Annotated in this window: 13 protein-coding genes; 5 read left to right on the plus strand and 8 right to left on the minus strand. The window is 24.1% G+C overall.

The genetic code is table 11. The features are described from left to right. Positions 1-4: 4 nt before the first annotated feature. The 6 genes from CSGHG_RS10635 to CSGHG_RS10655 all read right to left on the minus strand — a co-directional run bounded on the left by CSGHG_RS10635 (position 5) and on the right by CSGHG_RS10655 (position 3,858). Positions 5-574 (minus strand): 5-formyltetrahydrofolate cyclo-ligase, encoded by a 570-nt coding sequence (locus CSGHG_RS10635; protein ID WP_010294907.1) that lies wholly within the window; start codon positions 572-574, stop codon positions 5-7. 104 nt (positions 575-678) lie between these two features. Then, positions 679-1,656 (minus strand): C39 family peptidase, encoded by a 978-nt coding sequence (locus CSGHG_RS21950; RefSeq protein WP_010294909.1) that lies wholly within the window; start codon positions 1,654-1,656, stop codon positions 679-681. A gap of 153 nt (positions 1,657-1,809) precedes the next feature. Further along, complete coding sequence (locus CSGHG_RS24665) at positions 1,810-2,208, minus strand: M48 family metallopeptidase (RefSeq protein WP_147582185.1); 399 nt, start codon at positions 2,206-2,208, stop codon at positions 1,810-1,812. Then, on the minus strand, positions 2,205-2,498 hold the full coding sequence (locus CSGHG_RS24670; RefSeq protein WP_010294914.1) for a YgjP-like metallopeptidase domain-containing protein: 294 nt from the start codon (positions 2,496-2,498) through the stop codon (positions 2,205-2,207). Before CSGHG_RS24670 ends, CSGHG_RS24665 begins: the two co-directional genes overlap by 4 nt. 232 nt (positions 2,499-2,730) lie before the next feature. Next, positions 2,731-3,342: a DUF3793 family protein gene (locus CSGHG_RS10650; protein ID WP_010294915.1), complete on the minus strand. Its 612-nt coding sequence runs from the start codon at positions 3,340-3,342 to the stop codon at positions 2,731-2,733. A 93-nt stretch (positions 3,343-3,435) separates the two neighbouring features. After that, positions 3,436-3,858, minus strand: a complete 423-nt coding sequence (locus tag CSGHG_RS10655) for a flavodoxin (protein ID WP_010294918.1) — start codon at positions 3,856-3,858, stop codon at positions 3,436-3,438. Between the two features lie 334 nt (positions 3,859-4,192). Here CSGHG_RS10655 and CSGHG_RS10660 point away from each other — a divergent pair, with 334 nt between their 5' ends. The 3 genes from CSGHG_RS10660 (at position 4,193) to CSGHG_RS10670 (ending at position 7,062) form a co-directional block, all read left to right on the plus strand. Further along, positions 4,193-5,062 (plus strand): hypothetical protein, encoded by an 870-nt coding sequence (locus CSGHG_RS10660; protein WP_010294920.1) that lies wholly within the window; start codon positions 4,193-4,195, stop codon positions 5,060-5,062. 174 nt (positions 5,063-5,236) lie between these two features. Continuing rightward, the gene (locus CSGHG_RS10665; RefSeq protein WP_010294922.1) at positions 5,237-5,668 is read left to right on the plus strand and encodes a hypothetical protein; all 432 of its coding nucleotides are present in this window, start codon (positions 5,237-5,239) and stop codon (positions 5,666-5,668) included. Between the two features lie 401 nt (positions 5,669-6,069). Further along, the gene (locus tag CSGHG_RS10670; RefSeq protein WP_010294924.1) at positions 6,070-7,062 is read left to right on the plus strand and encodes a choloylglycine hydrolase family protein; all 993 of its coding nucleotides are present in this window, start codon (positions 6,070-6,072) and stop codon (positions 7,060-7,062) included. Between the two features lie 293 nt (positions 7,063-7,355). Here the strand turns inward: CSGHG_RS10670 and CSGHG_RS23230 are convergent, their stop codons facing one another. Then, positions 7,356-7,523 carry a hypothetical protein gene (locus tag CSGHG_RS23230; RefSeq protein WP_155844757.1) on the minus strand — a complete coding sequence of 56 codons (168 nt, stop codon included), beginning with the start codon at positions 7,521-7,523 and terminating at the stop codon, positions 7,356-7,358. 156 nt (positions 7,524-7,679) lie between these two features. Between CSGHG_RS23230 and CSGHG_RS23895 the strand changes: the two genes are divergently transcribed. Then, positions 7,680-9,164 carry a polysaccharide deacetylase family protein gene (locus CSGHG_RS23895; RefSeq protein ID WP_010294926.1) on the plus strand — a complete coding sequence of 495 codons (1,485 nt, stop codon included), beginning with the start codon at positions 7,680-7,682 and terminating at the stop codon, positions 9,162-9,164. Positions 9,165-9,205: 41 nt separating this feature from the next. Here CSGHG_RS23895 and CSGHG_RS10685 read toward each other — a convergent pair whose 3' ends face one another. Further along, positions 9,206-10,036, minus strand: a complete 831-nt coding sequence (locus tag CSGHG_RS10685) for an Mrp/NBP35 family ATP-binding protein (RefSeq protein WP_010294929.1) — start codon at positions 10,034-10,036, stop codon at positions 9,206-9,208. A 457-nt stretch (positions 10,037-10,493) separates the two neighbouring features. On the opposite strand from CSGHG_RS10685, the gene CSGHG_RS10690 reads away from it, so the two are divergent. Further along, positions 10,494-11,360 carry a 50S ribosomal protein L11 methyltransferase gene (locus tag CSGHG_RS10690; RefSeq protein WP_010294932.1) on the plus strand — a complete coding sequence of 289 codons (867 nt, stop codon included), beginning with the start codon at positions 10,494-10,496 and terminating at the stop codon, positions 11,358-11,360. The last annotated feature ends 38 nt before the right edge of the window (positions 11,361-11,398 follow it).

Genomic DNA, 11,398 nt, shown 5'->3' on the forward strand with positions numbered 1-11,398 from the left:
TATACTAAACTATTTTTAATATTCTTTTATTTGTTAATATTACATTAGGTTTTATATCATGTTCCTCATTTGGTATTTCATTTAAAACTTGAAAATCATATGCAAGAGCTATTTTAAATTTATCTTCACTTAAGTCATTTAAAAATTTATCATAAAATCCTCCACCATATCCAATTCTTCCACCATTCAAATCAAAAACTGTACCAGGCATTACAACTAATTCTATATCATTTTTATCTACCTCTTCAGCAGTATCATCACACTCTAATATTCCTTTATACCCTACTTTTAATTGTGAAAATGAATTTATTTTGAAGGCTCCCATATCACCATCTGCATTTTTTACTTTTGGAATAAAAACTTTTTTATTATTATTAAAGCAATACTTTATAATTTCATGAGTATCAACTTCGCTTTTATAGCTTACAAATATAAATATATTTTTACACTCTTTAAATTTTTTATGTGTTATAAATTTTTCAAATATTTGATTGTCATAAATCTTCTTAGTTTCTTTACTTATGCCATCTCTTAATTTCAAAATTTCTTTCCTTAATTCCTTTTTATTTAACATTTTAACTCCCCCTAAAAAAATAAATTCATTATAAATTTTATATTTTAATTTATATATTAACTTTTTTTAAAATAAAAATAACGCAATAAATATTGACGTTATTTTTATTTTGAATTTTTCAATTCACAAGTTATAGCTTTTCTACCTGTATTTGTCCAAATTTTCAAAAATATATCTTTTTCTATTTTGTCATTTATTTTTCCTGTAAGTGGATCATTATAGTATAAATATTCAGCATCATATCCTGTTAACAATACTGCATGCTGATTAAAATACGCCGTTACCGTTTCTCCGTTATTTTTCCATGATGTATTAATCTGCGGACTTGTAAAATCACTTGTAACCCACACTACAACTGGTCTATTTTCTGATAAGGATTTTTCAATATAAGAATAATCTAAATTTGTTAAATTAACACCTTCAACATACTGATTTACTAACTCCAGTAAAGGTATTGGATTTATAGAATATCCTGAAGAAACCCCTGTTATATCCCCTACAAAGCCTATATCTGGATTTCCCCATTTAATTATTTTTCCATTTTCATCATACTCTATTTTAGTATTATCTTTTTTCACCTTTTCTGCTAATGTCATCTTATCAACTTTTATGCCAAAATGATTTAACATCATAGCTACTGATGTTACTTCACAACCATTTTTTAATTCTGGAAGTTGTTTTATAATCTCTACATTCATAATATTACTCTTTAAATTAGAACTTTTTTCTTTATCATTACTAAGTTTTTTTTCCATTTCCTTTTTTTTCTTATCCCTTTTCTTTTCTTCAAGTTCTTTTAATACTTTTTTTTGTTCTTCTAACTTTTCCTTTCGTTCTTCTTCTTTCTTTATTTTTTCCTCTTCCTTTTGCTTTTCTTTTTCTATCTGCTCTTTTTCAAAATTAGTTAAATAATCATCTCCTATATTAGAGTTTATCTTTATGTTTTTTATATGAGTTTCATATGCCGATACCTGGCTACTAAATCTAATATAGGTGTACAAAGAAATTGATAAAATCATTATAGATAAAGCACAAGTGATTATAGAAAAATTTCTTTTTTTCTTCTTTCTATTCTGCTTCAACAATATCCTCCTCACTCATAACTTTAGGTACTTTAACTTATTTTATAATTTATATAGAGTTTCAAATTTTAATAAACTAACTTGAATTTATTCCTCTATACTTTTATATACGTAACAAATTTAAGTTAGTTAATAATAATCCTCTTTTATAATCTAAAACAATTCTAAATTATATCCATTATCTTTAAGCCATAATTCTTTTTCTTTATAATTCGGCATAGTTTTCCTTACATAATCCCAATATTCGGAAGAATGATTTTTGTGAACAGTATGACATAGTTCATGTATAACGATATAATCAATGACATCTAACGGTGCCATTATACATTTCCAATTAAATATTAAATCATTATTATATGTACAGCTTGCCCATCTTCTCTTTTGAATTCTTACTTTTACTGATTTGTAATTTAATTTTAACTTTTCCGAATGGATTTTAACTCTTTCTTCTATTAACTCCAAAGCTAATTTTCTATAAAATTTTTCTATCATATGTTTTGTCTTATTTAAATCTTTACAATTTAGGATTATTTCTTTTTCTTCTATTCTTATGTTATTTTTCCTCTTTTATCTAATATTATTTTCAACGTATATAATTCTCCTAAATAAAGATACTCTTCTCCATCAATTCCATACCTTACCTTCCTATTTAACATACGTTGATTATTTCTTTCAATTTTATTTTCTATCCAACTTAATTTTTTTTCTACTACTTCATAAATTATTTTATCTGAAATACCATTTGGTACTAAAATTTTAATTTTATTATCCTCTTGTATTCTTATACAAATACTCTTTCTTTCCCTGTATATTATCTCTATATCCAATTCATCTATCTTCATAAAAACCTACCCTAATATTAATATTTTATTTATTTGATTATGCATTAATTCATTATTATATCATAAACCACAGTATACTAAAAAAGATACCCATAGCTCTTTTGCTATGGGTATCAATTTAAAACTGCACTTTAAAAATATTATATATTATTATAAGAAGGATTTGGATGTTATTGACTTATTTTGAGTTTTGAATTTATAATATTAGCAAAATATTCTTAAAATCTATATTTTAAGCTATTTCATCTAATATTTCTGTTAAAGATAAACCGCTACAAACTTTATTTATTATTTCAAGCTTTGCCGCATCAAAATTTTCAAAAGTTTTCATAGCATAATATTCATCTTTATACACTTTCCAATATCCGCATATTAAACATTCACTGTGTGGACTTTCTATGAATATTTTTACATCATCTAGAGGAAATCCTAAGAATAACCCCAGTTCATGCGGACAAGCATTTTTTTCATATCTTTTCTTTAATAAGGTTAATTTTTCATATAGGGTCATCTCTGGCTTATAACCAAACTTTTTTAAATAAGTTTTTACTGGTTCATTTCCTAGTTTATTCTTTAGTAATTCTTCTTTATAAAAAAGTACTACTACTGCATCTTCTGTTTCTTTTAATTCGAAAGCTTTAAGTTTTAATCTTTCAAGTAATTCTTCTTTATAAACTTTCCAATTATTTTTCATATTTTTATCATGATTACAAAGGGTAACTGTAGTTCCTGCCTTTAATTCTTTTATTGTAGGTGCTGCATTAAATACTATAACATTAACCATATATTCTACATCATCAAATTCTTTAATTTTATTTCTAAAATCTTTAATAGCTATATCCAATAGTAATCTCTCCTTTAATGTCATAATAAAAATAGTTTCATTTATTTTTTATATTTAAAAACCATAAAATATTTTACAGTTTTAATATCACATTTATACTAATTTTTTTCCTAATTCAATACATTCTTCCTGTCCTTTTGAATCTGGTTCAGAATTTATAATTAAACCTTCATCTATTAAATTAGCACCATAACTTTCCATTCTTTCTGCCCAATCTCTCATCCATTGGCCATCTCCCCATCCAAAAGAACCAAATAGAGCTACTTTTTTACCGCCTACTTTATCACTTATAGATTCTATAAAAGGTTCCATTTCACATTCTTCTAAAACTTCATTTCCCATAGATGGACATCCTAATGCTATAGTATCAAATTTTTCTATATCCTCTGTAGTTGCCTCACTAACATTTTTTATTAAAACCTTAGCTCCACTTTCCATAACACCTTGACCAATTAAATTTGCCATTTTTTCTGTGTTACCTGTACCACTCCAATATACTATTAATATGTCTTTCATAAAACTCTCTCCTCACCATTTCTAATTGATAATGATTTTCATTACTAACTTGACTTTATTATATCTCTACTTTTTTTACTTGTCAACAGTTTAATTGAAAATAATTATCATTTATTTTAGTGATATATTTCTTAGTACTATTTTTAATATGAAAGACATATAATTTATTGATATATTTTGTATATTCCTAAAATTTATTATAAATTTAATACTATTTATATTATGCCGTAAAATTTTTTTTTAATTCTTTTGCACTTTAATTTATTAACAAGGTTATAAAAATAAATTTATTTATATATTTTAAACTGAAAAAATTAGGAAAGGAGCTGTTATAATGAAATATTCTTTTAAAGATGTTTTCTTATCTATTTTATACAAAAATAATAATGAACAAATTCTTTCTTTATTACGAAGTCACAATAAAATTCTTGAAAAAACTAAATATGAGTCTATAACTAAATTAAATAGATTAAAATATATATGTCTTAATTCTAATAATTTAGATGAGGTATTTTCTAATGACTTAACATCTTTATGTTTAGATAAATCAATTGATGATGCTTTATTAGAAGATATTCATATGGCAAATATTAATTATCCATCAGATGATAAAATTATAGAACAGTTATTTATTAGCAATAAACTTATACAGTGTATTGATAAAAATTGTATAATTTTCAATAAATATATTAATATAATTAAAGATTTAAAAAAATTTACAAAAGAAGCTAATGTGGATACTACTATACTAACTAGTCCTTTTTTTCAGTTTTCTAAGGACAAAAAGGGTTATCCTATGGCATTTATATGTCCTATTGATAAGAATTACTTTATAACAGGAAACTATAATTTCAAAATTTATGGTTTTTTTGGGAAATATGAAGATTTGTCGAAAAAAGGCGGTTACATGGAGCTTAATTTGAAGTATAATGAAATCATACCATCTTCCTTAGAGGTAAAAAATTTTTATTTAGGCAATAATTCTAATTCAGAGTTTGGCAATAAAGCTCTTATATATCTTATAGATAAACTTATTCCTGAGTTTAATAATTTATTTAAAAATACTAATAATAATATTAAACTTAAAAATAATTTTAAAACTAAAGTTATTTATGGTTGTAATACCCAAAAATCTAATTTAGAATTTTATAAAAAAAATGGTTTTACATTAAAGGAAGATAAATTTTATTTAAACCTGTATTAAGACATATAAAAATAGGTATCTTATTTCATATTATTAAAATATAAATCTATGTTAGTTAAATATATTTTTTATTACACTGTATTTTAAATAAATTATATACTTAATAATTTTAGTTTTATTAATGATACCCACATTCATGTCTAATAGGTATTTTTCAAATAGGTGGTGTATATTATGACAAAATCTAATTTATTTATAAATATTGAATGTCATGCGTCTCAATTAAATAATGCAATCAATTTTTTATGTGATATTCTAGAAAAAAATCTAAAAATCCCTTCAAATAATAAATTTAAAATTATCTCAACACTTACTGATTCTATATCAGCTCTTTTTCTAATTAATAAGGAGATTTCAACTAGATTTAAATCTAAATTTATTGATTCCCCTATACTAGTTAAATTAGAACAAGATATTGATTATATAAAAACTTTATATCCATCATCTTTTAAACCTTTTATTAAAACCTATTCTTTAGAAGGAAGTTACTGTGGTGTATCAGTATCAATAACTACTAGATTAAGAAATTATTTAATAGAAGTTTTAAATAATAATAATTATGAAAGTTTATGTGAAAAATATTGTGTCTTATTAGAAAATATTTAACTCATCTTTACAACTATATCATTTTTATTTTTACAGATGATTTAGTTTTAATGTAAATAAAAACATGTCATAATAGCAATTATTCTTAAAATTATAGCTAAATATCAACTAAGTAAAAGTACAATCAATATATATGGGATTGTGCTTTTATTTAGTTTCATTTTAAATTTATTTAAAATCACATTGATTATTTATAGAGTTATAAATTAAGTCCTAAATTTATACATCAAATTTTTGTTATCAGTTAAGAAAAACAAGCACAAATATAGTTAGTTAAAATTTAACTTGGAACCCTATATGTGTACAAAATCAAAATAAAACAGCGTATAATACATTTAATAGGAAGGTATACTACATTTAATAATATGTTACAGTGAATAAAAAGCAGGAGGAATACAATTATGTGTACAAGTGTAACCTTAAAAACACAAGATGGAAATCATTTTTTAGCAAGAACTATGGATTTTTCACTTATATTAAATCCCACTGCAATTATGTATCCTAGAAAATATAATTGGAAATTATACCATGATAAACAATCCATAGAAGTTAATTTTGCTTTTTTAGGAGTAGGTCAAAAATTCAACGGAAATTATTGTGCTTTTGCAGATGGTACCAATGAAAAAGGTTTTTCATGTGCATCTCTATACTTTCCTGGATATGCAACCTATTCTGACAAAGAATCAAATTCTTTATTAAACATTGCACCTTATGAAGTAGTTCCATACTTATTGAGTAAATGTGAATCTGTACAGGATGCTATAAAAAAAATCAAAAAAATACACTTGATGAATAGATCTTTAGATGAAATGAAATTATTACCACCACTTCATTGGATTGTCACTGATAAAAGTGGAGATTGTATAGTTATTGAACCAACAAAAAATGGTTTGGAAATTAAAGAAAATCATATTGGAGTTATGACAAATAGTCCTGAATTTAACTGGCATATGACTAATTTAAGAAATTATGTTGGTATTAATCCTTTAAAAAAGAAAGAAGTTACCTTAGGAAATATTACATTTAAGCCACTTTCTCAAGGTTCTGGTACACTGGGATTACCTGGAGACTTTACATCACCATCTAGATTTGTTAAAACAGTATTTGCAAAATATGCAAGTATTGATTGTAAAAATGAAATAGAAGGCGTAACAAATATTTTTCATATACTTGAGGCAGTAACCATACCTAAAGGTAATGTTATTACAGAATATAATAAAATTGACTATACTCAATATACTTCTTGTTTCAATTTAGATAAAGGAATACTTTATTATAAAACATACGATAATTCGCAACTAACAGCGATTTCATTATTTAATGAAAATTTAGATAGTGATGATATTAAATCATGGAATATGACATTTAAACAAAACATTAATTTTTGCAATTAACTAGTTAATTAGTTTAACTAACCATCTTCTTATATTTCTTATATATAATACATAATTTTAAATCACCAATAAAATATGTAATTTTTATTGGTGATTTTTATATTAGCAATTTAGTAGTTAAAAAACTACTACGTATATAAAAATAATTTAACTTAAGATAATTATTAAAGCTTTCATACAACAACTAAATAATTTAAAAGAAAAATAGTGATAATAAGAAATTAATCTATCATCACTATTTTATAGGTACCCTTATAAAATACTTACTTTTCTTAGTAAGCTAATATTTAATTTTATTTCATTGATTTTTTTATGTTTTTTATCATTATAGACATATCTTTTCCCATCTCCATAGAGAATTTTTTTATTTCTCTTTTAGTTTTAGCAGTTAATTTTTTCATTTTCTTCATATTAGGCATATTATTCATTCTACTTTTTCTACTTCTTCTCATCTTTTTCATTTTTATTCCTCCTACAATTTATTTTATATGATTAGTTTGCTCATTTTTTTAAATAAGAAACTAGTAAATTTTACTTATAATATATTTTTTATGTATCATAATAAAAAATACTTCATATTATATTAATGTATTAATATATCTAGGAGTGTTTAATTAATGTATGTTAGATATCCGTATGAAAATAAATTTAAAGATTTAGATGATGGACTAAATTTAGAAGAAGCTAATTCTGATTTTTTTATAGCAAATAGACAAATTCCAAGACCACCTATAAATTTTCCAGACTTTAATCCTAATCAACCACCTATAAATAATCCTAATCAAAACAGTGGTCAACCATCTACACCACCACCTAATTTTACCCCACAAAAATCTAATTTTAAAAGTGGGCCACAAACTAAAGCAGTATCTCCAAACTCTATAAGACCTTGTACTTTTCAATTTGTTTATATTTGGCCACGTAATGGAAATGGTTTTTGGGCTTGGTTAATAGGTGTTGATAGAACCTCGGCTTTTGGTTTTAGATGGAATGGCCGAAGATGGGTTTATTTTGGAATTGGTCTAAATAGAATAGATTACTTTGAATGTTTTGGACGTTCATCTGAAGAAAACATATATACTGATAATTTATTAAAAGATGAATTAGTTTTAAAACCACTTGATTTAGATTATTATGATTTTTCTAGAGAATCTAACAAAAAAAACTATGACCAACCAGTAGGTTCTCCACCTAATTTTACACCTAAAAAAGCAAATCTTAATGAACAACAAAATAAAACAGTATCTTCTAACTCATTAAGACCATGCTTATATGAATATGTATATTTATGGCTTTATAATGGAAATTCATTTTGGGCTTGGCTAACTAGAATTGATAAAAAAACTGCCTCTGGATACCGTTGGAAAAATGGTCGTTGGGTTTACTTTGGTATAGACTTAAATAGAATTGCTTACTTTGAATGTTTTCATAGAGAAACTAAAAATAATGATAAAACTAATATGACTTATGTTGAAAGCATAAATCAAATTTCTGATTTTATTTATGATAAAAAAATAGCACCAAATTCTTTTTCAATAATATATCCTTTCTTTAAAGGATTATCAAGTAAATCAGCTGAAGATTCTATAAACAATCTTATAGTTGATAAATATATGTCACTTATAAGACAAGAACTTTTTGTAGAAAAGAAAGTTGTGTATATGGATATTTATGGATCATATTCATTATCACTTCAAGTAGAAAATATAGCAAGTTTTATATTTTATCTTTACTCTTATGGATTTAATAATGAAGAAAGTATATCCTATGCTTCTTTAACTGTTAATTATGAAACTGGTAATTTAGTTGGATTAAAGGATTTATTTAATCTTAAGTCAAACTATATCGAAAAACTAAATAGTTTATCTATTGCTTTTCTCCAAAAACAAAATCCTGAAAAAGCTAAATTATTTAAAGGTATAACAGAAAATCAAGAATTTTTCCTAACACCTAATTCCTTAGTTTTATATAACAGAAATGAGACTAATGATTCTACTCCAGATTATTTATCCGTTGATTTTATATTTATTCCATATAGTGATATAACAGATTTACTAACAGAAAAAGGTCCAATAAAAAAAATTATGGATTCTAATAAATAAAAAATAAGAGAACAAATTTTCAAAATTTGTTCTCTTATTTTTTATTTGCAAAACTTTTCTATTTCATCTGTTATTTCATTTAAAGTTTCTTCCACTTTATCACCGTATTGTGTTACTTCACCATCAGATATTTTAGCTAAATCTAAAGTCATAGGCATTTCACCTAATAATTTAGTATGCATTCTATCTATGTACTCTTTAAAATCTTCATCTTTAAAGATTTTTATTTTAGTATTACAATCAGGACAAACTAAATAACTCATATTTTGTATTACACCTAAAACTTCAACATTCATTTTACGTGCCATATTTATTGATTTTGCTACTATCATAGAAACCATATCTTGAGGTGTTGTAACAACTACCACTCCATTTATTGGAATGGATTGCATAACAGTTAATGGTACATCACCAGTTCCTGGAGGCATATCTATTATAAGATAATCTAACTCGCCCCAATAAACATCTGTCCAAAATTGTTTAACTGTAGCTGATACTGCTGGACCTCTTAAAATTACTGGAGACTCCTCGTCATTTATCAAAAAGTTAATAGACATAACTTTTATATCTTCTTTTGATGCTACTGGTAATATACCTTGTTCTGATCCAAAAACTTCTGTTTCTTTTATATTTAAAAGTCTTGGAATACTTGGACCAGTAATATCTGCATCTAATACACCTACAGAATAACCTTTTTTTCTTAATGTTTTTGCTATCATAGTAGACATTGTAGATTTACCTACACCACCTTTTCCACTCATAACAGCAATAACTTTTTTAACTTTATTATTAACATTATTTTCTATAGAACAACTTCCCTTGTCAGAAGTACACTTGCCTTTACTTGGACATGTATCGCAATTTGAAGACATATTATCCCCTCCTTATAATAACTCTCAACTTAACTTTATCATAATTTTATTAATAAATAAAATTTAATACCTAATAATCTAAGACTATATTACTTTTTAATCTTTAAATAATTTCTATCTACTAAAAATTACTTAATCTATCTAATTTTTTTAATTTTCCATTGAATAATTGATACATTTTTTACAATATAATTAAATATATCTCTATTTTTATTGAAAACTAATATAAACTTATCTATAATAATACTAAAATAATTTTTTAAAATAATTTTTATTAATTTATTTTATACCTATTGTATGTTTGATATTAGATGAATTTATTTACTATTATAATAATTATTAATTATATTTTTAATATTGTTCTTATTTTTTCTTTTTAGTTAATACTAAAATTAGAATATATAATTAAAGGTATTATATATCTATGCATTAGGTATACAAGGAGGAAATATATAATATGTTTAAACTTACTTTTAAATTTCCACTCTCTAAAGCTGATGAAGCCACAGAAAAACTTTATATTCATGATATATATAATGTATTTTATGAAAGTCCTATAACGATAACTAAAACAGATTATGGATATGGTTATTACGAAAATGAAGATGAATTTGTTGATTTTAATATAGTTGTAGAAAGTGATGATATAGAAGAAGCTCAAAACCAAAAAAAAGTTATAATGAATACCCTTAATGTTAATGAAATTAAAATAGAATCCATAAATAATGTAGAATTAAATGAAACTTTAGAACCTATAGATTTAAATAATGGTTGGGTCTTATGTTCACCTGAATATGAAGTTGAAGGAAAAAATAAAATTAATTTTATTCCTCAAGGTGCATTTGGAACTGGTTTACATGAAACAACTCAAGATTGTTTAAGATATATTTTAGATGAAGATTTTAAAAATAAATCTGTATTAGATATTGGTACTGGTTCTGGCATCCTTTCAATTGCTACTGCAATAAAAAAAGCTGAAACTGTAATTGCTGTTGATATACGAGATGTTAATGAAGAAATTCAGCTAAATGCATCATTAAATGAACTTGATAATATAGATGTTTATGTTGGTAATATATTAGAAAATGAAATAACATTTAAAGATAAATTTGATTATATTATTATAAATATTGGTGGAGAAGAAACACAAATGTTTATGAATTTTATAGATAATCATCTTAAAAAAGGTGGTACCCTTTTAGTATCTGGACTAGTAGAGTGGACATTTGATTTAGTTATCGATAAGATTAAAGATTACGGATACACTTTAATTTCTAGTTGTCAAACAAATGAATGGTGCACTGCATTACTTACTAAAATTTAAAATAGAAAAAGCTATAAAATAGAATTTAAAATTCTATT

Source organism: Clostridium senegalense JC122 (assembly GCF_000285575.1).
GTDB classification, from domain to species: Bacteria; Bacillota; Clostridia; order Clostridiales; family Clostridiaceae; genus Clostridium_J; species Clostridium_J senegalense.

What these genes read in the sequence shown, in the direction of transcription:
- CSGHG_RS24670 (WP_010294914.1), bottom strand. Translation starts at nt 2,498, where the DNA reads ATGAAGATAGATGAATTGGATATAGAGATAATATACAGGGAAAGAAAG.
- CSGHG_RS10635 (WP_010294907.1), bottom strand. Translation starts at nt 574, where the DNA reads ATGTTAAATAAAAAGGAATTAAGGAAAGAAATTTTGAAATTAAGAGAT.
- CSGHG_RS10660 (WP_010294920.1), top strand. Translation starts at nt 4,193, where the DNA reads ATGAAATATTCTTTTAAAGATGTTTTCTTATCTATTTTATACAAAAAT.
- CSGHG_RS10690 (WP_010294932.1), top strand. Translation starts at nt 10,494, where the DNA reads ATGTTTAAACTTACTTTTAAATTTCCACTCTCTAAAGCTGATGAAGCC.
- CSGHG_RS23230 (WP_155844757.1), bottom strand. Translation starts at nt 7,523, where the DNA reads ATGAAAAAGATGAGAAGAAGTAGAAAAAGTAGAATGAATAATATGCCT.
- CSGHG_RS10665 (WP_010294922.1), top strand. Translation starts at nt 5,237, where the DNA reads ATGACAAAATCTAATTTATTTATAAATATTGAATGTCATGCGTCTCAA.
- CSGHG_RS10670 (WP_010294924.1), top strand. Translation starts at nt 6,070, where the DNA reads ATGTGTACAAGTGTAACCTTAAAAACACAAGATGGAAATCATTTTTTA.
- CSGHG_RS10685 (WP_010294929.1), bottom strand. Translation starts at nt 10,036, where the DNA reads ATGTCTTCAAATTGCGATACATGTCCAAGTAAAGGCAAGTGTACTTCT.
- CSGHG_RS23895 (WP_010294926.1), top strand. Translation starts at nt 7,680, where the DNA reads ATGTATGTTAGATATCCGTATGAAAATAAATTTAAAGATTTAGATGAT.
- CSGHG_RS10655 (WP_010294918.1), bottom strand. Translation starts at nt 3,858, where the DNA reads ATGAAAGACATATTAATAGTATATTGGAGTGGTACAGGTAACACAGAA.